General features: G+C 67.9%; 19 protein-coding genes. 7 read left to right on the top strand and 12 right to left on the bottom strand.

Annotated elements, in window-relative coordinates:
* Nucleotides 1-32 precede the first annotated feature (32 nt).
* From ACEN9G_RS09235 to mepK, 4 genes are all read right to left on the bottom strand, one after another.
* On the bottom strand, nucleotides 33-767 hold the full coding sequence (locus ACEN9G_RS09235; protein ID WP_413338872.1) for a GntR family transcriptional regulator: 735 nt from the start codon (nucleotides 765-767) through the stop codon (nucleotides 33-35).
* 66 nt (nucleotides 768-833) lie between these two features.
* On the bottom strand, nucleotides 834-1,145 hold the full coding sequence (locus tag ACEN9G_RS09230; RefSeq protein ID WP_413338870.1) for a hypothetical protein: 312 nt from the start codon (nucleotides 1,143-1,145) through the stop codon (nucleotides 834-836).
* Nucleotides 1,142-1,954: a hypothetical protein gene (locus ACEN9G_RS09225; protein WP_413338868.1), complete on the bottom strand. Its 813-nt coding sequence runs from the start codon at nucleotides 1,952-1,954 to the stop codon at nucleotides 1,142-1,144. Before ACEN9G_RS09225 ends, ACEN9G_RS09230 begins: the two co-directional genes overlap by 4 nt.
* A gap of 2 nt (nucleotides 1,955-1,956) precedes the next feature.
* Nucleotides 1,957-2,520 carry a peptidoglycan L,D-endopeptidase MepK gene (gene mepK / locus ACEN9G_RS09220; protein WP_413338866.1) on the bottom strand — a complete coding sequence of 188 codons (564 nt, stop codon included), beginning with the start codon at nucleotides 2,518-2,520 and terminating at the stop codon, nucleotides 1,957-1,959.
* A 155-nt stretch (nucleotides 2,521-2,675) separates the two neighbouring features.
* Here mepK and ACEN9G_RS09215 point away from each other — a divergent pair, with 155 nt between their 5' ends.
* A complete protein-coding gene (locus tag ACEN9G_RS09215; RefSeq protein WP_413338864.1) occupies nucleotides 2,676-5,435 on the top strand; it encodes a M16 family metallopeptidase in 2,760 nt (919 codons plus the stop codon).
* On the opposite strand, the gene ACEN9G_RS09210 is transcribed toward ACEN9G_RS09215, so the two are convergent.
* Nucleotides 5,427-7,133 (bottom strand): M1 family metallopeptidase, encoded by a 1,707-nt coding sequence (locus ACEN9G_RS09210; protein ID WP_413338862.1) that lies wholly within the window; start codon nucleotides 7,131-7,133, stop codon nucleotides 5,427-5,429. The two genes, ACEN9G_RS09215 and ACEN9G_RS09210, sit on opposite strands and share 9 nt — an antisense overlap.
* An 81-nt stretch (nucleotides 7,134-7,214) precedes the next feature.
* Between ACEN9G_RS09210 and ACEN9G_RS09205 the strand changes: the two genes are divergently transcribed.
* On the top strand, nucleotides 7,215-7,805 hold the full coding sequence (locus ACEN9G_RS09205) for an isochorismatase family protein (RefSeq protein ID WP_413338860.1): 591 nt from the start codon (nucleotides 7,215-7,217) through the stop codon (nucleotides 7,803-7,805).
* A 107-nt stretch (nucleotides 7,806-7,912) separates the two neighbouring features.
* On the opposite strand, the gene ACEN9G_RS09200 is transcribed toward ACEN9G_RS09205, so the two are convergent.
* Together ACEN9G_RS09200 and ACEN9G_RS09195 are read right to left on the bottom strand one after the other, a co-directional pair.
* Complete coding sequence (locus ACEN9G_RS09200) at nucleotides 7,913-8,179, bottom strand: hypothetical protein (protein WP_413340909.1); 267 nt, start codon at nucleotides 8,177-8,179, stop codon at nucleotides 7,913-7,915.
* 58 nt (nucleotides 8,180-8,237) lie between these two features.
* Nucleotides 8,238-9,254 (bottom strand): LLM class flavin-dependent oxidoreductase, encoded by a 1,017-nt coding sequence (locus ACEN9G_RS09195; protein ID WP_413340907.1) that lies wholly within the window; start codon nucleotides 9,252-9,254, stop codon nucleotides 8,238-8,240.
* Between the two features lie 115 nt (nucleotides 9,255-9,369).
* On the opposite strand from ACEN9G_RS09195, the gene ACEN9G_RS09190 reads away from it, so the two are divergent.
* From ACEN9G_RS09190 to ACEN9G_RS09180, 3 genes are all read left to right on the top strand, one after another.
* Entirely contained in the window at nucleotides 9,370-10,569 is a 1,200-nt protein-coding gene (locus tag ACEN9G_RS09190) for a serine hydrolase domain-containing protein (protein ID WP_413340905.1), read from the top strand.
* 131 nt (nucleotides 10,570-10,700) lie between these two features.
* Nucleotides 10,701-11,345, top strand: coding sequence for a hypothetical protein (locus ACEN9G_RS09185; protein WP_483126591.1), 645 nt, complete (start codon nucleotides 10,701-10,703; stop codon nucleotides 11,343-11,345).
* Between the two features lie 139 nt (nucleotides 11,346-11,484).
* Nucleotides 11,485-13,452, top strand: coding sequence for a sialate O-acetylesterase (locus ACEN9G_RS09180; protein ID WP_413340902.1), 1,968 nt, complete (start codon nucleotides 11,485-11,487; stop codon nucleotides 13,450-13,452).
* A gap of 4 nt (nucleotides 13,453-13,456) precedes the next feature.
* Here the strand turns inward: ACEN9G_RS09180 and scpC are convergent, their stop codons facing one another.
* Complete coding sequence (scpC, locus tag ACEN9G_RS09175; protein WP_413340900.1) at nucleotides 13,457-14,959, bottom strand: succinyl-CoA:acetate CoA-transferase ScpC; 1,503 nt, start codon at nucleotides 14,957-14,959, stop codon at nucleotides 13,457-13,459.
* A 29-nt stretch (nucleotides 14,960-14,988) separates the two neighbouring features.
* Nucleotides 14,989-15,918: a bestrophin family protein gene (locus tag ACEN9G_RS09170; RefSeq protein ID WP_413340898.1), complete on the bottom strand. Its 930-nt coding sequence runs from the start codon at nucleotides 15,916-15,918 to the stop codon at nucleotides 14,989-14,991.
* Between the two features lie 202 nt (nucleotides 15,919-16,120).
* On the opposite strand from ACEN9G_RS09170, the gene ACEN9G_RS09165 reads away from it, so the two are divergent.
* Nucleotides 16,121-17,110 (top strand): aldo/keto reductase, encoded by a 990-nt coding sequence (locus ACEN9G_RS09165; protein ID WP_413340897.1) that lies wholly within the window; start codon nucleotides 16,121-16,123, stop codon nucleotides 17,108-17,110.
* A gap of 68 nt (nucleotides 17,111-17,178) precedes the next feature.
* Here the strand turns inward: ACEN9G_RS09165 and uvsE are convergent, their stop codons facing one another.
* The 3 genes from uvsE to ACEN9G_RS09150 all read right to left on the bottom strand — a co-directional run bounded on the left by uvsE (nucleotide 17,179) and on the right by ACEN9G_RS09150 (nucleotide 21,848).
* The gene (gene uvsE, locus ACEN9G_RS09160; RefSeq protein ID WP_413340896.1) at nucleotides 17,179-18,096 is read right to left on the bottom strand and encodes a UV DNA damage repair endonuclease UvsE; all 918 of its coding nucleotides are present in this window, start codon (nucleotides 18,094-18,096) and stop codon (nucleotides 17,179-17,181) included.
* Between the two features lie 85 nt (nucleotides 18,097-18,181).
* Nucleotides 18,182-20,641, bottom strand: coding sequence for an ATP-binding protein (locus ACEN9G_RS09155; protein WP_483126590.1), 2,460 nt, complete (start codon nucleotides 20,639-20,641; stop codon nucleotides 18,182-18,184).
* A 1-nt stretch (nucleotide 20,642) separates the two neighbouring features.
* Nucleotides 20,643-21,848 (bottom strand): ABC transporter substrate-binding protein, encoded by a 1,206-nt coding sequence (locus tag ACEN9G_RS09150; RefSeq protein WP_413345329.1) that lies wholly within the window; start codon nucleotides 21,846-21,848, stop codon nucleotides 20,643-20,645.
* Between the two features lie 264 nt (nucleotides 21,849-22,112).
* On the opposite strand from ACEN9G_RS09150, the gene ACEN9G_RS09145 reads away from it, so the two are divergent.
* The gene (locus ACEN9G_RS09145) at nucleotides 22,113-23,750 is read left to right on the top strand and encodes a methyl-accepting chemotaxis protein (RefSeq protein WP_483126589.1); all 1,638 of its coding nucleotides are present in this window, start codon (nucleotides 22,113-22,115) and stop codon (nucleotides 23,748-23,750) included.
* The last annotated feature ends 42 nt before the right edge of the window (nucleotides 23,751-23,792 follow it).

Here is a 23,792-nt window from a genome sequence, read left to right as displayed (position 1 = left end):
CCACGCGTGACCTGTGCGATATGTTGGCGTTACTAGCGCAATACCTTCATCTTGTATTTGAAGGTCTCGGCGCGGTAATGCAGGTATTCGAACACGAGCGGTTTTTCGCCCTGCGCGTAGGTCAGGCGCTCGATGCGCAGGATCGGCGAGCCCGGTGCGACCTTCAGGCGAGTCGCAACGTCGTTCGTCGCCGACGTCGCATCGATTTCCACGTCGGCGGAATGGAGCCGCTGGTGCAACTCGTTTTCGAGCAGGAAAAACAGGTCTTTCTCGCGCAGGTTTCTCTCGGTGAGACGCGACCCCACGTCATGCCTGACCCAGGAGTAGTCGATCGAGACCGGCTCCCTGTTCAAATAGCGTACGCGCCGGACCTCCGTCACCGGGCTGCCGTCTTCGATCTGCAGCTTGGCGTGGGCGATGCCGGACGCCTTGACGGTTTCCAGCCCGAATACATCCGAGAAGGTTTCGTGGCCGAGACGGTGCATCGCTTCGCCGAAGCCCTGCAGGTGCGTCAACTCCTGGGAGACGTTGGGCAAGGCGACGAAGGTGCCCTTGCCGTGTACCTTGAACAGCAAGCCTTCCTTCTGCAAGTCGTTCACCGCCTGCCGCACCGTGATGCGGCTGACGCCGAACGCCGCGATCATCTCGTTTTCCGACGGCAGTTGCTGGTGCCCGACGTAGGTGCCGTCGATGATCTTGGCGCGGATCGCTTCCTTGATCTGGGTGTACAACGGGACGGTCGACGAACGTGGGAGTTGGATTTTCAAGGCGGCCGCGCAACGCAATGGGGACGGCCCATTATATAGCGAGCCTGCACGGCCGGTACCTCGCCGTCAGGGCGCGGGATCGGTCGGATACGGGGGCCGCTTGCGCATCTTGCGCACGATGCCGTCGCGGCCCAGCAGCAGCACCAGTTCCATGTGCCCGCCGGCCGCCGGGGCGGTGTACAACCACGTCTCCATGCCGGAATCGAAGACGATCGTCTTCGTGGGCCCGAACGCGGCCAGCAGCTCGGCACGCGTGGTGCGGCCGGGGACGACGAGCTGGTCGAAGCGGGACTCGGCCACGCTCGTGCCGGGTCCCGGCGCGCGCGTGGCGCAACCGGACAGCAGGGCGGTGACCAGCAGGATGGGGCGCAGGTTCATGGCGCCGCCTCGTCGTCCATGGTGGCGAAGCTGACGAGCGTGTCGTCCGGCCAGCTGCGGTCCCAGATCGGCGCGTAGTACGTGCGGTCGAGCAGCACCTGGCAGTCGCAGAACGGCAGCATGTCGCGCGTCTGCTCGCCGCCCGCGTACAGGAAGCGGAACGGCAGGATTTCCGTGCGCTCGCCCGCGCGCAGGGTCACGGCGAACACGGGGCGCTCGTTGAAGAAGAGGAAATTGCCGTCGGGACTGTTGCACACCTGTTCGGGACTCGTGAGAGCGTTCGAGATCCAGCCGAACAGCGGCGAGCTGTTCGACACGAGCCCGGCTTCCATGCCGACGAGACACTCTAGGCGCAAGTCGCCCAGCCGGCGCGTGCCGGGCGGCAGGCCGGGCGTCATGACTTGCGCGCGCCACGTCATGCTCGTCGTCTTGCGGTTGGCGACGACGGCCGCATCCTCTTTCAGCGCCTGTTCGTTGCGTGGCAGCGTAAAACTGTTGTCGGGCGCGACGGGGACGGGCACCGCGATGTGGTCGCCGATGACGCGCAGGGTGATGCCGTGCATGTCGACGGTCGGCGACCGGGGCAGCAGGCGGAAGCGCAACGTGGCCTGCGGCGCCAGCGCATGCTCGCGCTGGAACCGCTCCATGCCGCGGATCATTTTGCGGTAGGACTTGTCGACGGGGTCGCGCGTGTACGTGACGGTGACCGTCTGGATGCCTTGGTCGTCGGGCGCCGCCTGGGCGTGCGCCAGCCCCGCCGCGGATGCGCCCAGCAGCGTCGACAACACCCACGCGACGGCCCGGTGCATGGTCACCAGTACCGTACGCGGCCGACGTCCATGTGCACGAACTGCGAGTCCGGGTAATAGCCGACCCCGCCCGCCTTCTGCGCCATCACGATCTTGTGCAGCTTGGCCAGGTCCTGGCCGGGAATGCGCACGTCGATGGCCTTGCCTTCCATGTGCAGGCTGTGCTTCGCCACGCCGCCCGTCTTTTCGTGCAGCATCTCGTTCGTTTCCGGCGAGCGATAACCCGAGATCACGTGCACGGTCGGGTGGCTGCCGTACTGGGCGCTGATGCGGTCCAGCAAGACGAGCAGTTTCGGATCGATGGCCGAGATCTTGTTGTTGCGGTGGTCGCGCAGCAGTTTATTAATGTCCTGCAAGGCTTCGGGAATGAATTCGCCTTCGGCCCAGAAAATGGTGCGCAGGCTTTCGCCCGTGTGCGTGTTGTACAGGCGCACGATGCGCTCGTTCGGCGCGACAGGGGAGACGGGCGCATCCGGCAGGGTCTTGGCGCTGGTCCGGATGGCGGGGGCACCGAGCACCGATGCGAGGACGGCGGAACTTTTGAGGAAAGAGCGTCGTTGATTCATGAGCTTCTCCTTGCTGATTGCCAGCCTCAATGATACGCCCCATGCATGATTCTTGCAGCGGACGGTGTCCGGCCTGCTTGTCAGTCCAGGACGACAAGCCTGGGCAATATTTCTTAGAATGAGCGCGGCCGATCATCCACGTGAGGAGACCCAGCATGCGCTTTGCCCTTGTGTCATCGTTTGTCTTGATGCTGGCCCTGGCCGCGCCGGCGCCCGCACGCGATGCCGGCATCGACATCCCCATCCCCGATATTCCGTACACGAAATTTGTTCTGAAGAATGGCCTGACGGTGATCGTGCACGAAGACCATAAATCGCCCGTCGTGGCCGTCAACACGTGGTATCACGTGGGTTCCAAGAACGAGAAACCCGGCAAGACGGGCTTTGCGCACCTGTTCGAACACCTCATGTTTTCCGGCAGCGCCAACTTCGACAAGACATTCCTGTCGGCACTGGAAGGCATTGGCGCGACGGACCTGAACGGCACGACGAACAAGGACCGCACGAATTACTTCGAGACGGTCCCCACGTCCATGCTCGACTACGCGCTGTTCGCCGAGAGCGACCGCATGGGTCATCTGCTGGGTGTGCTCGACCAGAAGAAACTCGACCTGCAGCGGGGTGTCGTCCAGAACGAAAAGCGCCAGCGCGAGAACCAGCCGTACGGCATCGTCGAGCAGGTCGTCACGGAGAATACGTGGCCGGCCAACCACCCGTATTCATGGACCGTGATCGGAGCCATGGCCGACCTCGATGCCGCGTCGATGACGGACGTCACCGACTGGTTCAAAGGGCACTATGGCCCGAACAACGTGGTGCTCGTGCTGGCCGGCGACATCACGCCGCAGCAGGCCCGCGAAAAGGTCGAAAAATACTACGGCGATATTCCTCCGGGCCCGCCGCAGGCCCACCAGCAGGCGTGGGTCGCGAAGCGCAGCGGCACGCACCGGGGGCAGGTCCAGGACCGCGTGCCGCAGGCGCGCATCTATCGCCTGTGGAACGTGCCGGGCGCCGACACGCCCGAAGAACCGCTGCTCGACCTCGCCGCGCAGGTGCTGGGCGGGGGCAAGACGTCGCGGTTGTACCAGCGCCTCGTCGTCAAGGAACAGTTGGCGACGTCGGTCGGCACCGGCAACGATTCGAACGAAATCGCCGGCCAGTTCGGCATCAACCTGACCGCGAAGCCGGGCGCACCTGCGGCCGACGTCACGCGCATGGAAACCCTGGCCGACGAGGAATTGCGCGCGCTGATGAAGACCGGCCCGACGGCCGCCGAGCTGCGGCTTGCGCAGACGACGATCCTCGCGCAGCACGCGCGCGCCGTCGAGCGTGTGGGCGGCTTCGGCGGCAAGAGCGACGTGCTGGCGCGCTGCGCCACGTACACGGGCAATCCGGACTGCTACAAGCTCTATTTGCAGCGCATCAAGGACGCGACGCCGGCGGCGGTGCGCAAAGCCATGCTCGACTGGCTGGCCGACGGCGACTACGTGCTGGAAGTCGATCCATTCCCGACCGGGCTCGCGGCGGGGGCGTCCACGGTGGACCGCGGCAAGGGCCCGCCGGCCGGCCATCCGGAAACCTTGACCCTGCCGCCCATGCAGAAGACGACGCTGTCCAATGGCATGCAGGTCGTGCTGGCCGAGCGCCACGGCGCGCCCGTGATCAACCTGTCGCTGATGCTCGGTGGCGGCTTCGCGTCCGATTCGCAGGCGCTGCCCGGCCTCGCGAGCCTCACCCTGCGCATGCTGGAAGAGGGGACGACGTCGCGCAGCGCCCTGCAGATCAGCCGCGAACTGGAAGCGCTGGGCGCCTCGTTCGGCACGTCGATCAACCTGGACGGCGCCTTCGTCAACATGAACGTGCTCAAGCCCACGCTGGCGCAGGCGCTGGGCCTGTACGCCGACCTCGCGTTGCGTCCGGCCTTTCCGCAGGCGGACTTCGAACGCGTGCGCAAGACGCGGCTGGCCGCGATCCAGCGCGAGCAGACGGTGCCGCGCCTGATGGCCTTGCGCGTGCTGCCGCCGCTGCTGTACGGCCCCGGCCATCCGTATTCCCTGCCGCTGACCGGTACCGGCACGGAAGCCGCGGTCTCCCGCATGACGCGCGCCGATCTCGTGGGCTATCACGGCACGTGGTTCAAGCCGAACAATGCGACCCTGCTCGTCGTCGGCGACACGACCCTGGCCGAACTGGCGCCGCTGCTGGAACGCGCGTTCGGCGCGTGGAAGGCCGGCACCCTGCCGGCGCACGAGATCGCCAAGGTCGACCAGCCGGCCGGCACGACGATCTACCTGATCGACCGTCCCGGTGCGCTGCAGAGCAATATCGTGGGCGCCCAGCTGGCGCCGCCGCGCAACACGCCGGATGCCGTCGCGCTGAACCTGCTCAACGACGTGTTCGGCGGCACGTTCAGTTCGCGCCTGAACATGGATCTGCGGGAAGATAAACACTGGTCGTACGGCGTCGGCTCGTCGCTCGTCGCGGCGCGCGGGCAGCGCATCCTGGTCAGCGATTCGCCGGTCCAGACCGACAAGACGGCCGATGCGCTGCGCGAACTGGCGCGCCAATATGCCGAGCTGGGCAGCGCACGTCCCGTCACGCCGCGCGAACTGCAGGATGCGCAGGCGAACGAGACGCTGGGCCTGCCCGGCTCGTTCGAGACGGTCAGCCAGCTCAGCAATGCCTACGCAACGATCCTGCAATACGGCTTGCCCGAGGATTACTACAACACGTACACGGCGACGGCGCTGGCCGTCACGCCCGCGCAGTTGAATGCGCTGGCGGCGCGCGTCGTGCTGCCGCGGCAGCCGGTGTGGATCGTCGTCGGCGACATGAGCAAGATCGAGGCGCCGATCCGTGCCCTGAACCTGGGGCAAGTGCGCCGGATCGACGTCGATGGCAAGGCATTACCCTAGCGGTTTCGCCTGCTTCGGCATCTGTTCCTGATAGCGCTGGAACACCTCGAACCGCCTCTCGCGCCGCAGGATCTTCGAATGCGGATCGAACGTGACCGTCGCGTGCGGCGGCAGCGCGATGCTGCCGCGGCCGTCCGTCATCGGCAGGGTGACGGTGCGCCCGTCCACGCGCACGTCGAGCGGCATCGGGAACGGCGTGTTGGCGGCCGTCTTCCAGGCGAGGTCCAGCGTGTCGCCGCGGCGCGTGGCCATGAGCTCGGGCAGCGCGGCCTGGTACATATAGGCCTGGAAGAACCAGCCGAGGTCGCGTCCGCTCGCGCGCTGGACGATGGCGATGAAGTCCGGCGTCGTCGCATAGCGCGGCGAGAAATTCCCCGGGCGCGGGTCAGGTGTGCCGTACACGAGTTCGCGCACGGCGCGGAAAAAGGCGCCGTCGCCGATCAGGCCGCGCAACGTGTGCAACACGAGCGAGCCTTTCGCATAAATGTCGCCGCCGGGACCGCCGCGCTTGAGGTCGTAGACGTCTTCCTCGCGCTTGTGCTTGCCGGACACGAGCGGCGCCTTGTTGCGGATGCCCGCGCGTTGCTGCATCAGCGCGGCGAAATATTCCTGGTCGCCGTGCAGGTATTGCATGTACAGCGGCTGCATGTAGGAGGCGAGGCCCTCGTGCAGCCACATGTCGTCCCAGTCGGCATTCGTGAGCTGGTTGCCGAACCATTCGTGGGCGAATTCGTGCTGCAGCAGGTCGTCGTAGCCGTATGGCGTCTTGACGTATTTGTTGCCGTAGGCATTGATGGTCTGGTGTTCCATGCCCTTGTGCGGCGTTTCGACGACGCCCATTTTCTCGTCGGCGAACGGGTAGGGACCGATCGTCGATTCGAAGAAATCCAGCATGTTCGGGAATTCCGAGAACAGGTCTTGCGCATGCGCCTTGTTCTGCGGCAGGTACCAGAACCGCAGCGGGATCGTATTGCCGTAGCGGCTGCGGTACTCGCCGGACAGCACCTCGTACGGCCCCACGTTGATGGCGATGCCGTACGTGCTCGGGCTCTTTGCGCGCCAGTGCCATGTGCGCCAGCCGTTCGCTTCCGTCATGCCCGTGGCCACGCCATTGCCCGCGGCCACGAGTGGCGCGGGCACGGTGATGTGTTCGTCGACGACCTTCGGCTTGCCCATCGGATGGTCGATGCAGGGCCAGAACAGGTCGCAGCCTTCGCCTTCGACGGCGCTCGCGACCCACGGCTTGCCGTCCGGCGTGCGCGCCCACACGAAGCCGCCGTCCCATGGCGCCCGTTTCGCCACGTGCGGCTCGCCGTGGTACGTCACGCGCACCTTGATCTGGCGGCCCGGCTCCAAGCGCTGCGGCAGATCGATGGTCAGCTTGCCGTCCGGGTTGCGCCACCGGTCGGCCGCGAGCGGCTGGCCGTCGACCGTGATGGTGTCGATGGGCAGGTTGCGGTCCAGGTCGAGCTCGATGCTGTCCAGCGGCGCCCCGGTGCTGAACGTGAGCGTCGCGTCGCCGCGCAGGCTGCGGCTGTCCGGGTCGATGCGCAGGCTCAGGTCGGCATGGTCGAACGACAGCGCCTGCTGCGCGCTACTACGCTGCGCGCCCGAGTTGACGGTGTAGTCGGTGAGGGCGGGCTGGCTGGCGCAGCCTGCCAGCAGGACGCACAAGGCGGCGATGGCGGTTCTTTGCATGATGCCGGAAATTTAGCACAGCGGAAACCGGCGCCACCAAATCGTCTGCCGGCGGATACTGCGCGGCGAGGAGGATCTTACATGAGCGACCTGGACATCGATATCGGCCGCACCGCCCTGGTGCTGATCGATTTGCAGAACAGTAATGTGAAACGCGACCTGGCCCCGTACACGGCCGAGCAGGTGGTGGGCAATTGCGTGCTGCTGTCGGGCGAAATGCGCGACCGCGGCGGCATGGTGATCTTCGTGCGCGTGCTCGTCGACCAGTTGCAGCTGCCGCCGGCCGATGCGCCGCTGCGCAAACCCGGCACGCCCGCGCCACCGCCGGACGCGTCGCTGCTGGCGCCGGACGCGCAGGTGCAGGCGCAGGACATCGTCGTGACGAAGCGCCAGTGGGGCGCGTTCTACGGCACGGAACTGGACCAGTTGCTGCGCCGGCGCCACATCAAGACGATCGTCCTCGGCGGCATCGCCACCAACTTCGGCGTCGAGTCGACGGCGCGCGCCGCGTTCGACCGCGGCTACGAGCTCGTCTTCGTCGAGGATGCGATGAGCAGCATGGCGGCGGACGCGCACGAGTTCGCCTGCGGGCACATCTTTCCCGTCATGGGCAAGGTGCGCTCGACGCGTCATGTGATCGACGCGTTGCAGGCGGGGACGGGGGACGCTTGATGTCGATTGGTTAGCGCATATACGTCGTCCCCGCGAAGGCGGGGACCCAATTTTCGCGATCTGCCGACAAACTTGGGTTCCCGCCTGCGCGGGAACGACGGGGGGGGTTATTTGCGCGGTGCCGGCTGCTGGCTGTTGGCGGCCTGCTGCCGTGCTTGCGCCTGCGCCTGCCGCTGCTGCTCCTTCTCCTGCTTCTTGGCCATGTGGTGGCCGATGGCGCAGCCGGCGGCAGCGCCGAGCAAGCCGTGTTTGCCCGCCACGTGCCCGCCGACGCCGCCGACGATGGCGCCTTTCGCGCAGCTGGGTTTGGCATAGGCGGCGCCCGTCGAGGCGAGCGAGAGCATCAGGGTTGCGGCGATCAGTCGAGTGTTCATAGGTCCTCCATGGTTATGCAATCAACGGCCCGGTGCCGTCCATGGATGACAAGTGTGGCTAAGGCCGCGCCGGTTGAATGTTCGCCAGATCACCGTTGCGCCGGATCTCCGCCGCGATCTCGTACGAGCGCAACCGCGCCGCGTGGTCGTAGATCTGCGACGTGATCATCAGCTCGTCCGCGCCCGTGCGCGCGATGAAGTCCCTGAGCTGCCGTTCGACGGTCTCGGGCGAGCCGATCGCCGAGCACGACAGCACGCCGTCGAGCATGCCGCGTTCCGCCGGGCCGAGCAGGTCGAGATAACCTTCGACGGGCGGTTTCAAACGCGTCGGATGGCCGCTGCGCAGGTTGACGAACGCCTGCTGCATGGACGTCGCGCGCCATTGGGCTTCCGCATCCGTCTCGGCGGCGAACACGTTAAAGCCGAGCATCACGTACGGCTTGTCGAGCTGGGCCGAGGGGCGGAAGCTGGCGCGGTAGATCTCGATGGCCTGCATCATCATCTGCGGCGCGAAGTGCGACGCGAACGCGTACGGCAGGCCCAGCATTGCCGCCAGCTGCGCGCCGAACAGGCTGGAGCCGAGGATCCACACGGGCACCTTGAGGCCGGCGCCGGGGACGGCGCGCACGTGGCGGCGCGGGGCGTCCGCGAAATAATCCATCAGTTCCACGACGTCCTGCGGGAATTCGTCCGCGTCGGACGCGAGATTGCGGCGCAGCGCGCGGGCCGTCGCGTGGTCGGAACCGGGCGCGCGGCCGAGGCCCAGGTCGATGCGGCCCGGGAACAGCGATTCGAGCGTGCCGAACTGTTCGGCAATGACGAGCGGGGAATGGTTCGGCAGCATGATGCCGCCGGCGCCGAGGCGGATGGTGGAGGTGCCGTTGCCCACGTGGGCGATCAGCACCGCCGTCGCCGCGCTGGCGATGCCCGGCATGCCGTGGTGTTCGGCGAGCCAGAAGCGGTGGTAACCCCAGCGTTCGCCGTGCTGCGCGAGGTCGAGCGAGCGGCGGAACGATTCGGCAGCGTCGCTGCCTTCGGTGATTGGGGCGAGGTCGAGTATCGAGAAAGGAATCATTGGTGCATTCATCGTCCCATGATACGCCGATCGAATTTTTCGCGTGCGCCACGGTCCGGAACGGCATATGATGGCCTGTTGAACAATGTCTCCACGGCATCTCCGTTTGCTCAACATGCGTATTTACCTGCTTCCTTGCATCGCCGTGCTCGCTGCCGGCTGCACCTTGCCTGCCCGTGTACCGAGCGTGCCCGCGGCCGATGTCCCCCGGCTGGACGTGCGCCGCTTTCCCCAGATCGACGCCGCCATCGAGGGCGCCATCGACGCGCACAAGTTGCCCGGCGCCGTGTTCCACCTGGAGCACGAGGACGCCGTCTACGAACGCGCCTACGGCCGCCTGACCTATGAACCGGATGCGGCTCCGGTCACGACGGCGACCACCTTCGATGCCGCCTCGCTGACGAAAGTGCTGGCGACGGCGCCGTCCGTGCTGATCCTGGCCGAGCAGGGACGTATCGGGCTCGACGACAAACTCGTCAAATACTTCCCCGAATGCGGGACCGGCGGCAAGGAAACGATCACGATCCGGCAATTGCTCACGCACAGTTCGGGCTTGCCCGCCGGGCTGCCGGCCCTCCCTGCATGGAAAGGCCGCGTGGCCGCGCACCAGCTCGCGTGTGCCCAGGTTGTTACGCACCCGCCCGGTACGTTCTTCCGCTATTCCGACGTCAATTACGTGCTGCTGGGCCAGGTCGTCGAAAAGGTCACGGGCACGCCGCTGGACGATTACGCGCAGTCGCACATCTACGCGCCGCTGGGGATGCGCAACACGGGTTACCTGCCGCTGCGCCGGACCGACGTCGAGACGATCGCGCCGACCCAGGTCGGCAGCGCGGACGGGAAAGGCGCGCATGGCGACCTCGCGCCGGGCGAGCTCCTGCGCGGCGTCGTGCACGACCCGACGGTGCGCCGCATGGGCGGTGTGGCGGGCTCGGCCGGCGTATTCACGACCGTCGGCGACGTGGCGCGCTACGCCCGCATGCTGCTGGCGGGCGGGGTGCTGGACGGCGTGCGCATCCTGAGCCCGGACAGCGTCCGCCTGCTGACGACCGTGCAATCGCCTCCCGGCCTGGCCGGGCGCGGCCTCGGCATGGACATCGACTCGCCGTACGCGAAGCGCCCGCGCGGCACCGTGTACCCGGTCGGCAGCTATGGCCACACCGGCTTCACGGGCTGCATCCTGTGGGTCGATCCGCAGTCGAAGTCGTTCTACGTGTTCCTGTCGAACCGCGTCTATCCGGACGACAAGAGCAACATCCTCGACCTGTACACGCGGATGGGCACGCTTGCGGCGCAGGCGGCCGGGGCGTACTGATTTTTGTTTCCGCGAGGCTAACGCGCGCACCCTTCACGGCGATCTCTTTAAACTCCGCCTCCACAGTATCTTCTTGATATTGCAGAGTTTTTTTTGCCCCAAATCCATTCTCTGAGGAGAGCGATATGAAAATGAATAAGTTACTGAAGGGCCTGCTGGGTGCTGCCGTCACGGTGGCGATGTTCGGTACGGTCAACGCGCAGGCGCAGACCGGTTCGTCGACGGGCAGCAGCGCGACCGCGCAGGATCAGTCGACGTCGGGCAGCTCGACCACCAAGAAACACACGAAGAAAAAACATCATAAGAAGAGCAGCTCGAGCAGCGGTTCGAGCGGCAGCGGCGGTTCCTCCAGCAGCGGTTCGTCGTCGAGCGGCAGCCAGGATACCCAGGGCACCTCGGGTTCGTCGGGTAGCATGGGCACCGGCACCGGCACCGGCACCAGCGGCGGCAGCGGCACGTCGGGCGGCACGGGTACCGGCACCGGCGGCAGCATGGGCACGGGCAGCGGCACGACCACGCCTCCGACCGGCACCGGCACCGGCTCCTCGGGTTCGAGCGGCGCAACCGGCACCACCGGTTCCGGCTCGTCGGGCACCAGCGGCATGAGCGGCAGCACCGGCGCCAGCGGCACCGGCCTGTCCGGTTCGAGCGGCATGAGCGGCACGGGCTCCGGTTCGGGCACGGGCACCAGCGCGACCGGCACGGGCGCGGCGGGCACCGGCACCAGCTCCAGCACCACCAGTGGCAGCCAGGGCACGGGCAGCCGCGGCTACTGACCGCTCCGCTCCGCAATGAAGCGCCAGCCTGCGGGCTGGCGTTTTTTTTGCTGCCTTCGCCTCGCTGTTGGTATAACATCATTTATTAAGAAAAAATGAAAAGCGCAAACATCTGCGCCACTAACGACGAGGAGATTCGATGGAGACTACGAAGATGGCCGCACGCCTGCTGGCGCTCGCGGCGGCAAGCGCCTGCCTGCCGGGGCAGGCGGCCGACCTGGGCCTGGCCCGTATTTTTGCCGACCACGCGGTCCTGCAGCGCGACCAGCCGATTGCCGTGTGGGGCACGGCCGGCGCCGGCAGCAAGGTGAGCGTCACCCTGGGCGGACGCACCGTGACCGGCACCGCGGACGCGCGCGGCAAGTGGAAGGCGCAACTGCCGCCGCAGCCGGCGGGCGGACCCTACACGCTCACGGTCGCCGCGGGCGGCCAGAGCGTCAGCCGCGCCGACATCCTGGTCGGCGACGTCTACCTGTGTTCGGGCCAGTCGAACATGGAATTCGCCGTGCACAATTCGACCAACGCGTGGTCGACGACGATGATGGCGGCCAACGACAGGATCCGCTTCCTGAACGTGGAAAAGAACAGCACGGCGGCGCCGCAGGATGAGCTCAAGGGCCCGGTCGCGTGGAAGATCGCGGGGCCGGACACCATCGGCGATGCGTCCGCCGTCTGCTACTACATGGCGCGCTCGCTGCAGGGCAGCTACAAGGTGCCGGTCGGCTTCGTCAACGCCAGCTGGGGCGGCACGACGATCCAGGGCTGGATCGGTGGCGAGTCGCTGCGCACCGTCCGCGACTACACGGCCGGCGTCGACGCCGTCAAACAGTACGGTGCCGACCCGGTTGCCGGCATGCGCGCCGAGGATGCCCGCAACGAGGCCTGGTGGACGGCGCACGACCCGGCGGCTGCCGCGCAGCGTGCGTGGATCGCACCCGATTTCGACGACAGCGCATGGCCCACCGTCACGCCGACCGGATCGTGGAAGGACAGCGGCGTGGCCGGCTTCAAGGACTTCGACGGCGTCGCTTGGTACCGCACGACGATCACCCTGACGGAAGCGCAGGCCAAGGCCGCGAACGCGGTGCACCTGGGCCCCGTCGACACCTACGACACGACGTGGGTCAACGGCGTGCGCGTGGGCGGCATCAGCACGGGATGGATGTGGCGCGACTACGATGTGCCGGCCGGCGTGTTCAAGCCGGGCCGCAACGTGATCGCCATGCGCGTGCTGAGCGGCGGGCAGGGCGGCGGCCTGTCCGGGCCGGTGGACAAGCGCAGCATCGGTCTCGCGGACGGCCAGGCGATCCCGCTGCCGGCCGCGTGGAAGGTCCAGCGCGGCGGCGCCATGAAAGGCCAGTCGGTGCCGCCGGCGCCGTGGTCCGTGCCGACGAGCCTGACCACGCTGTACAACGGCATGATCGCGCCGCTGGTCGGCTATAAATTCAAGCTGGCCGCGTGGTACCAGGGCGAATCGAACGCCGGCGCGGCGCAGGAATACCGCACCTTGCTGCCGCTGTTGATGCGCGACTGGCGCCAGCGCTTCGGCCAGCCGGCGCTCCCGTTCTTCGTCGTGCAACTGACGTCGTACGGTTCGCCGGCGAAAACGCCGGGCCAGTCCGGCTGGGCCGAGCTGCGCGACGCACAGGCGGCCGCGGTGGCGAACGACCCGCACGCGGGCCTGGCCGTCACGATCGACGTGGGCGACCGTTTCGACATCCACCCGACCCAGAAGACGGTCGTCGGCGAACGCCTCGCGCGCGCGGCGCGCGCCGTCGCGTATGGCGAGAAGACGATCCCCGGCAGCCCGACGGCCGTGTCGGCGCAGCGCAAGGGCGGCGACATCGTCGTGACGTTCAAGGACACGGGCGGCGGCCTGGCGACGTATTCGTCCGACCGCGCCAACGCGTTCGAGGTGTGCGCGGGCACGGTGTGCCGTTACGCGGAGGCGCGCGTGGCCGGCAAGGAGAGTGACAGCATCGTCCTGCCCGGCGCCGGCACGCCGGACGTCACGCGCGTGCGCTACGCGTGGGCCGACGCGCCGTTCGTGAACCTGTTCGGCGCGGACGACCTGCCGGCCGCGCCGTTCCAGCTGGAGGTGCGCTGAAGGTTCAGGGTTCGAGCATCGAGCCCGTCTCGCTGTAGCGGGTGTGCCACGCGTACGCCTGCTCCAGCACGTGCGGCGTCTGGCCGCCGCGCCGCCGCGCTTCCCGCACGTACGCGCGCAGCATCGATTTGTACGGCTCGGCCGTGCACTGTTCGATGATGACCTCGGCCCGTTCGCGTGGCGCGAGGCCGCGCAGGTCGGCGAGGCCCTGTTCCGTGACGATGATGTCGACGTCGTGCTCCGTGTGGTCGACGTGCGTCACCATCGGCACGATCGACGAGACCTTGCCGCCCTTGGCCGTGGCCTTGGTCGCGAAGATCGACAGGTAGGCGTTGCGCGCGAAGTCGCCCGAGCCGCCGATCCCGTTCATCATGTGCGTGCCCAGCACGTGCGTCGAATTGATGTTCCCGTAGATGTCCGCTTCCAGGGCCGTGTTGATGGCGATGATGCCGAGGCGGCGAATCACTTCCGGGTGGTTGGACACTTCCTGCGGACGCAGCACGAGCTTGTCGCGGTAGCGGTCGAAGTCGCGGAACACTTGCCGGCTCTTTTCCGGCGACAGCGTGATCGACGAGCCGGACGCGAAATTCAGCTTGCCCGCGTCGAACAGGTCGAACGTCGAATCCTGCAGCACTTCCGAATACATCGTCAGGCGGTCGAACGGGCTGTCGGCAAAGCCTGCCAGCACCGCGTTGGCGATCGTGCCGATGCCGGCCTGCAGCGGCAGCAATTCCCTCGCCAGGCGGCCAGCCTCGATTTCCCGTTCGAAGAAGCGGATCAGGTGGCCCGCGATGGCGGCCGTCTCGCGATCGGCCGGCAGCACGGACGACGTCGAATCCGGCTGGTCGGACAACACGATCGCGACGATCTTCTCGGGCGGGATGGCGATCCACGGCGTGCCGGCGCGGTCGTCCGCCGACATGATCGGGATCGGTTCGCGCAACGGGCGCTTCTTCGGAATCCAGATGTCGTGCAGGCCTTCCAGGCCGGCCGGCTGGGCGAGGTTGATCTCGACGATCACCTTGTCGGCCAGGATCGCGAAGCTGGCGCTGTTGCCGACGGAGGTCGTGGGCACGACGGCGCCGTCTTCCGTGATCGCCACCGCTTCCACGATGGCCACGTCGACCGGCGCGATGTGGCGGCTGCGCAGCTGTTCGACGGTCTCGGACAGGTGCTGGTCGATGTACATCACCTCGCCTCGGTTGATCGCCGCGCGCAGCACGGGGTCCACCTGGAACGGCATGCGGCGCGCCAGTGCGCCCGCTTCGGTGAGGCGTTTGTCGGTGTCGTTGCCGAGCGAGGCGCCCGTCATCAGCGTGATCTTCAAAGGCTCCGTGCGGGCCCGCTCGGCCAGCGCGGCCGGCACGAGCTTGACGTCGCCGGCGCGGGTGAAGCCGCTCATGCCGACGGTCATGCCGTCCTTGATCCAGCGCGCGGCCTCGTGCGCACTGGTGACGCGGCCGCGCAGCGAGGCGCAGCGGATACGGTCCAGGTATTCTGTCTTCATGTCTTTCTCGGGTCGACTTCGGGATGGAACTAGCTGAGCCGGTAGTTCTCCGGCAGCAGGGGAGGAGGCAGGTCGCGGTCGCCCAGGGCGGTGCGCAGGTCGATCTCGATCGTGCGGCACAGGGCCTCGAGCGGCAGGCCGTTGTCGGAGGCGCGAAAGGGTTCCTCGAGCTCGTCGCCGAGGGCGTCCAGGCCGAAGAAGGTGTAGGCCACGATGGCGGACACGAGGGGCGTCAGGTAGCCGATCGTGTCCACGAGGCCGAACGGCAGCAGGAAGCAATACAGGTACGCCGTGCGGTGCAGGAGCAGGGTGTACGAAAACGGGATCGGCGTGCCGCGGATACGTTCGCAGGATGCGGCCACCGCCGTCATCGCCGAGAAGCTCGCATCGATGGACGGTGCGAGGCAGGCGTCCAGGCGGCCCGTGCGCAGGCATTCCCCGAGGTCGGCGCCCATCTCCAGCATCAGCGCGTACGGGACGTTCGATTGCGTGCGCACGCGTTCCCATTCGGCTGGTGCGATCCACGGCGCGACGTCGGCATTGCCGTCGGTGTCGCCGCGCAGCCGGTGGCGCAGCGCGTGTGCATACGCGATGGCGCGGCGAATGATGCGCAGGTGGGGATCGTCCGCGGTCGGATGGCCGGGCGCGACGAGCGACAGGCACTGGCGCGCGAGGCTGCGGCTGCGCAGTATCAGTTCCCCCCACTGCTTGCGGCCTTCCCAGTAGCGGTCGTAGGCCGCGTTGTTACGGAAGCCAAGGAAGATCGCGAGGGGAAGCCCCATCAGCGTGAACGGCGTCGTCGTGAAATGCAGCTTGTGGTGGCCGAACTGGCCGTCGGTCCAGGTGACGATCACCGCCAGCAGCGTACTGACCGCGAGGTGCATCCAGATGCGCGGCAGGATCGAACCGCGCATGATGAAGAACAGCCGCAGGGCCGATGGGCGGTCGCGGACGATCATGTCCGCCTCCAGGCCCGGTCATCCATGGTGTGCATGAGAAGCATGGTCGTCCATTCTGGACTTCGCACTCGGAAACTCCCAATTCACATTTCCCATGTCCGTCATGAACGATGTGAATGCTTGCATGATCATAAACCTGTCGTGTGCCGCCGTCGCCGCGAAACGGCTATCGTCACGCCCATCGATCGCACCGGAGACCATCATGAAGATACGTCAGCTGGGCAATGAGGGATTGCACGTCTCGGCCATCGGCCTGGGCTGCATGGGCATGAGCGATTTCTACGCCAACCGCGACGACGCCGAATCCATCGCGACGATCCAGCGCGCCATCGACCTGGGCGTCACGCTGTTCGACACGGCCGACATGTACGGCCCGCACACGAACGAGGTCTTGCTGGGCCGCGCGATCCGCGGGCGGCGCGAGGGACTCGTCATCGCCACCAAGTTCGGCGTCAAGCGAACACCCGGAAATCCGGGCGATTTCGGCGTCTCCGGCCGCCCCGAGTACGTACGCGCCGCCTGCGAGGGAAGCCTCAAGCGGCTCGGCATCGACACGATCGACCTGTATTACCAGCACCGCGTGGACCCGGCCACGCCCATCGAGGACACGATGGGCGCGTTGGCGGACCTCGTCCGCGCCGGGAAGGTGCGCTACGTGGGCTTGTCCGAGGCGTCCGTACAGACGATCGAGCGTGCCGTGAAGGTGCATCCGGTGACGGCGCTGCAGAGCGAGTACTCGTTGTGGACGCGCGATCCCGAGGATGGCGTGCTCGATGCGTGCCGCCGCCACGGCATCGGCTTCGTGCCATACAGTCCGCTGGGCCGCGGGTTCCTCACGGGCGAGATCCGTACGCCGGACGATTTCGCGCCGGACGACTACCGCCGCAACAGCCCGCGTTTCCAGGGCGCGAACTTCGCGCAGAATATCGCGCTCGTCGACAAGGTGCGCGAACTGGCGCGCGAGGCGGGCTGCACGCCGGGCCAGCTGGCGCTCGCGTGGGTGCTGGCGCAGGGGCCGGACATCGTGCCGATTCCCGGCACCAAGCGCCGCAACTACCTCGACGAGAACGTGGATGCCGTCGACATCGACCTCGGGCCGGCGCAGTTGACGGAGCTGGAAGCGATCTTTCCGCGCGGGGCGGCGGTGGGGACGCGGTATCCGGAAGGGGCGATGGGGGCGGTCAACCGCTAAGCAATACAACGTCGTCCTCGCGGAGGCGGGGACCCAAGTTTGCATGCGTTTCGACAGCTCATGAACAATTAGACCCCCGCCTTCGCGGGGGCGACGGGTTGGAGCCATCCCCTCAACCCATCGATCGCCTCTTCCTTGAACTTCGCCTCGATCTCGATCCACGGCGCCTCCACATACGCCGCCGGCATCGTCGTGATCAGGTCCGCGTGCTGGCGATCGTTGAACCCGTCGCGCCCGTTCGAGATGTGGACGACCTGGTGCGCCGGCACGGGCCACGTCGCGCGTGCCGCGGCGAGCATCGCGGCCACGCTCGGGTCGTCGTAGCTGGCCAGCTTGTCGTGCACGATGTGGTGGTGCGCGTCGAACACCATCGGCACGCCGGCGCGCATGCACACGTCGTGGATCTCGTCCGCGCCGTACGCGTATTCATCGTTCTCCAGGCACAGGCGCAGGCGGATCGCGTCGGGCAGCGCATGGATGCGCTCGACGAGCGCGTCGCTGCGGTTCGCCTTGCCGCCGTGGATCTCGAGCAGCGCCCACGGCGAGCGCGGTTGCTCCAGCAGGTCCATGATGTCGGCGTGCATCCGCAGGATCTTGACGCTGTTGGCGACGACGTCGGGCGAGTCGGAACTGAGCACGACGAACTGGTCCGGATGCATCACGAGGCGCAGGCCGAGTTCCGTCGCGCGCCGGCCCGTGCGCGCGAGCGCGGGTGCGAGGGGCTGCATCACGGCGCGGCCGATGTCCTCGTCGAAGAACGGGAAGATCGACGACGGCATGCGGTACAGGCGGATGCCGTTGCGGCGGCAGTAGTGCAGCGCACCGTCCAGCGTCTGCAGGTTGTCGCGGTAGATGTCGTCGAGCAGCTTGCGCTGGCCGTCGTCCGACTGCTCCAGCAGGCGCTTGCGCGTGACGGTGCGGTAGCGGATGTCCTTCGAGACGGTGATGCAGACCAGGCCGAGCTGGGGCGGGGACGAGACGGGCATGGACGAAGCGGGAGCGTTGACGTTGGCGCCATCGTCCCCCGATCCACCCATGCCGTCAAACCAATGCGGCGCAGAAACACCGGGGTCAGAGCCCGGTTTCGGGCAATTTCTCAAAAACGGGCTCTGACCCCGGTTTGACGTCCAGCAAAGGCAGCGTCACCGTGAACGTGCTGCCGCGCCCCGGGCCGGCGCTGGCGGCGTCGACCTGGCCGCCGTGCAGTTCGACGAGCTTGCGCACCAGGGCGAGGCCCAGGCCCAGGCCGCCCTGGGCGCGGTCGAGCGTGCGCGAGGCTTGCGTGAACAGGTCGAACACGACCGGCAGCAGGTCGGGGCCGATGCCGTTGCCGTTGTCGCGCACGGCCAGGAAGGCCTGGCCATCGGCGGCTTCCAGTTCGACCTCGATATGGCCGCCCTCCGGCGTGTACTTGGCCGCGTTGGTCAGCAGGTTCGCGACCACCTGCACGAGGCGCGTGTGGTCGCCGTCCACCATCACGGGCGCTGCGCCGAGCGCGACGTCGAGGCGGTGGCGGCGCGCGTCGACAAGCGGGCGGACCTGTTCGGCGGCCTCCGCGACGACGCGGCGCAGGTCGATCGGCCGCCTGGCCACGGCGACGAGGCCGCGCGTGACGCGCGAGACGTCCAGCAGGTCGTTCACGATGTGGCGCATGTGCGCGACCTGGCGCGCGATGATGTCGCTGATCTGCTTCACGCGCGGCTCGCCCGTATAGGCCAGGCGCAGCATGTCGGCCGCACTGGAGATCGGCGCCAGCGGGTTGCGCAGTTCGTGCGCCAGCATGGCGAGGAATTCGTCCTTGCGCCGGTCCGCGAGCTGCAGCGCTTCTTCCGCGCGCTTGCGCTCCGTGATGTCGATCGCGACGACGTGCACGACGGTGCTGCGGCCGTCGGCGCCGAGGCCGAGGCGGCCGCGCATGTCGATCCAGGCGAGCCGGCCGTCGTCGGCGCGGCGCACGCGCGGCGTGGCGCGGTATTCGCCGCCGGCGCGGATGGCCTGTTCGACCGTGTCGCGCAGGGGCTTGCGGTCGTCCGGATGGACGAGCTTCTGCAGCTCGGCGATGTTGTGCCAGTTCTTGCCGAACACGCTGTGCAGGTTGGCCGAGAAGGTGACCTGGCCGCTGTGCGGATCGCGCTCCCACACGGCCATGCGCGCGGCGACGAGGCCCTGCTGCAGGCGCTCCTCGCTGTAGCGCACGGCGCGTTCCGCCCGTTCCAGCGGGGTGACGTCGGTGCAGGTGCCGAACCACTGGACGATCTGGCCGGCCTCGTCGCGCAGCGGCGCCACCGACGTGAAGAAGCTGCGGTAGCGGCCGTCGGCGCCGCGCAGCGGGAAGGTCATCTGCGCCATGTTGCCGCTGGCGAGGGCTTCCTTCCAGCGCCGCATCACCTGCGGCAGCACTTCGGGGTCGTGGTAGCGGTGCCACTCGTCGGCGCCGGTGGTTCCCGGCGGGCTGCCCGTGAATTCATGCCAGCGGTCGTTGAACCAGACGATGTTGCCTTCCGGGTCGGCCATCCACACGAGTTGCGGGATGTTGTTCGCGAGCTGCAGGAACTTGCGGCGTTCTTCCTCCAGGTGCGCGCGCTGTTCGTACAGGCGGTCGAGCATGCGGTTGAGCGCGCGCGCCAGGCTGACGACTTCGCGCGAGCCCTCGAGCGGCGCGCGCTGGGTGCCGATGTCGTCGCCCAGGCTGGCGGAGAACGTCTCGAGGCGGCGCAGGTCGCGCGTGAGGCCGTGCGCCAGCCGCGCCGCGAGGATGAACACCACCAGCGCGAGCAGGCAGGCGACGATCAGGATCAGGAGATACTGCGGCCCCGACGTCTCGAGCGGCAGCGGCAGGCGGCGCTCGTCCTCGCGCAGCACGAGGCCGACGTGGGCCAGGCGCGGCGGCAGCGGCACGGGTGCCGCGATCTCGTGCGGCCCCGCCGCCTTGTCCGCGGACGCGGGCGCGAGCACGGCCCAGGACGTGGGCTTCAGGTCGGCCAGCCGTACCTTGTACACCAGGGCGCCTTCCGGCGTGCGCGTGCGCTGGTAGCGCAGCAGCACGACGCCGAGCAGCTCCCCGCCGTCGGGACCGGTCTGCAAGATGGCCCGTTCGTCGCCGTTTTCCAGACGCGCGCGCAGCCACGCCATGTCGGCGTCCGTGAAGCCGGGCACGCCGTTGTCCGCGATTTCCTTGCCCTCGAAATCCGTGAACAGCAGGCGCAGCGGAATGCCGTTCATCTGGCGCAGGCCGTGCAGGAACGGCGTCAGGTAGGTTTCCTTGCCGGCGCTGTCGACGAGCGCCGTGGCCAGGATCGGGCTCGCCCCCACTTCGTGCAGGCGCGTGACGACCGCTTCCAGGTTGTGGCCGACGGTCGTGGCGTGGAATGCGACCTCGCGCTCCTGCAGCAGGGCGTTGGCCTGCGCGCGCTGGTGGTCGATCAGCCAGAACGAGACGCCGGCGATGAGCAGCACGGCCGCCGCCGTCAGGATCGCGGCCGCGTTCGCGAAGCGGCGCGCCAGGCTGGCCGGGGCGGAGGCGTCGATCATGTCAGTCATCCGCCGGCACCAGGACGCCGTCCGCGCGGTAGCGCGCAAGCAGCAGGTCGTCCGGGCCGAGCGCTTCGTGACGGGCAGGCGTGAACGGCGGCGCATACGTCTTGACGAGGCCGCGGACCGTGCCGAGACGCTCGAGCGCGTCGCGCACGGCCTTGCGGTCGGTGCTGCCGGCGCGGTCGATCGCGAGCGCCAGGATGTGCGTGAGGTCGTAGGCGTGCGCGGCGCCCACGGGACCCTTGATGTCCTCGATGCGGCGCACCTTCGACACCTGCGCCGCGCTGGCGAGGAAGCGCTCGACGCGCGCCGGGTCGGCGCGGAAGAAGCTGAAGGTCTGGATCACGGAAAAGTCGACCTGCTGCAGCGCCGGTCCCGCCTGGGCCGCGAATTCGCCGCCCGTCACGCCCCAGTGGCTCAGGATCGGCAGGCGTTGCGCTTTCGGCAGCGCGGCCACTTCGCGCACGAGGATCGCTGCCTCGTCGTCGTTGGCGACGAGGACGATGGCCTGGGCGCCGGCCGCGCGCAGGTGCTGGTAGTTGTCGACGAGGCTCGTGTCGCGCCAGTTGTACCACGACGTGCCGACGAGCTTCAGCGCGGGCAGCTTCTCGGCCGCGCGGGCCGCCGCCTGGGCATTGCTGCGGCCCCAGGACGTGTTGGTCAGCAGCAGGCCGATGCGGTCGAGGCCGCGCCGGTGCGCCGTCTGCAACAGCTTCGGCATGGCCAGCGAATCGCGCAGCGACAGGCGGTACACGTAGTTCGGACGCATCTCGTTGTCGACGATGATGTCGGCCGACGACCACGGCGCCATGAACAAGGTGTGCGTCGACCGAAGGGTCGGCAGTTCCTCGATGACGACGGGGCTGAAGCGGCCGCCGAACACCGCCACGAGATCGGGCATCGCCGCGAACTCCTGGATGTTGCGGATGCCGCGCGCCGGGATCGACCGATGATCTTTCGTCACGACCTGCAAAGGCCGGCCGTGCAGCACGCCGCCCGCCGCGTTGATCTCGGCGATGGCCGCGCGCATGCCCAGTTCGACGGCCTGGGCCGATGTCGAATTGTCCAGTCCGAATTCGCCGTCGATCCCCAGCAGCACGGGCAGCGGCGCGGCCGCGCGGGCCGTCGGCAGCAGCAGCCCGGACAACGGCAGGGCAGCGAGGAACCGGCGGCGGGACGACGAAGGGTAATTGGATGCGGACATTGGCAATCGCTGATGTGACAGAGCGGAATCTGGAATTCTAACGTTATAGCGGCAGGCTTTACCTCATTCTGCGACGAAATAGCGTTGCGGTGTCGCAACTTAATGTTCCGTGGATAAATATGGCGTGTATCATTAAATCGTGACACGGCCCCGCCCACGCAGGCGCGGCACGTGCGGGCCCCATCCTCGCCCTTTCACCGCGCCGGCCCGCCGCCACGACCCGCCGCGCGCATCCGCAGCATTACCGTTTCCGTCGAGGTACACATGCATATCCAGAATCTCAAAATCGGAGCCCGGCTCGGGCTCGCGTTCGCCGCCGTGCTTGCACTGTCGGCCATGCTGACCGTGGTCGGCGTGCTGCGCCTGCAGCAGGTGGTCGACGCGACCGCGGACATGGACGCGTCGATCAGCAAGACCCGCCTGGCCGACCGCTGGCTGGCCAGTACCCGCATCAACCGTGCACTGACCGAAGCGCGCCTGCGTGCGGTGGATGCGCCGGACCAGGAGCGGATCAACGTCAGGATGAAGGCGAACAGCGAAGAGATCAACCGCATCGACGAACAATTGCAGCGCCTCGTTGCGAGCAAGGAAGGGAAGCGGTTGTTCGCGACCCTCAACGAGCGACGCAAGACGTACACGGCGGCGCGCAAGAAGCTGTTCGCACTCAAGGAAAGCGGCACCGTCGACGCGGCCGCCATCGAGCGCGCGGCCGATGCCGGCATGAATCCGGCGCTTGCGGCGTACGAAGCGGCGGCGGCCGACCTGGCCGAGCACCAGAAGCAGGGCTTCGACGACGCCAAGGCGCGCGTCGAGGACATGGCGGCGAGCGGACGCCTGCTGCTGGTGGGCGTCGGCATCGCGGTCGTGCTGCTGGGCGCGGCGCTGGCGTGGTGGCTTGCGCGCAGCATCACCGGCCCGCTGCGTCGCGCGGTCACCGTCGCCAACGCCGTCGCGCAGGGCGATCTGACGACGCGCATCGACGTCGCGAGCCGCGACGAGACGGGCGAACTGATGATCGCGCTGCAGACGATGAACGCGAACCTGAACGCGCTGGTGACGCGCGTGCGCAGCGGCGCCGACACCATCGCCACCGCCGCCGTCGAGGTGGCCACCGGCAACCACGACCTGTCGGCGCGCACCGAGGAGCAGGCCAGCGCGCTGGAGGAAAGCGCGGCGTCGATGGAAGAATTGACGGGCACCGTGCGCCAGAACGCGGAGAATGCCCGGCAGGGCAACCAGATGGCCGCGTCGGCATCAAGCGTGGCCGTGCGTGGCGGCGACGTCGTCGCGCAGGTGGTCGACACCATGGGCGCGATCGACGCGTCGTCCAAGAAGATCGTCGACATCATCGGCGTCATCGACGGCATCGCGTTCCAGACGAATATCCTGGCCCTGAACGCGGCCGTGGAAGCGGCGCGCGCGGGCGAGCAGGGCCGCGGCTTTGCCGTCGTCGCGAGCGAGGTGCGTACGCTGGCCCAGCGCTCGGCCGCGGCGGCGAAGGAGATCAAGGAACTCATCGGCGACTCCGTCGAGAAGGTCGCGGCCGGTTCGCGCCTGGTGGGCGAGGCCGGCACGACGATCCAGGAAGTCGTCGCCAGCGTGCGCCGCGTCTCGGACATCATGGCCGAGATCTCGGCCGCGTCGGGCGAGCAGAGCGCCGGCATCGAACAGGTCGGCACCGCGATCCAGCAGATGGACCAGGTGACGCAGCAGAACGCGGCATTGGTCGAGGAGGCCGCCGCGGCCACGGAATCCATGCAGGAACAGGCGCGCAGCCTGGCCGAGGCGGTCAGCGTGTTCAAGCTGGACCACGCGGCCGCGGCTGCATCCCGTGCGCCGTCCCGGCCGCAGCCGGCACTTGCCGCACGTCGTCCGACAGCCGCCGGCGCCAAGGGCTTTTAAGCGACAACGCTGGCCTCGCGCCCGCCGCTCTGCCTTCCGGCA

Source organism: Massilia sp. Masssp94, from assembly GCF_059491305.1.
This window is presented reverse-complemented; position numbering and strand designations above follow the sequence as displayed.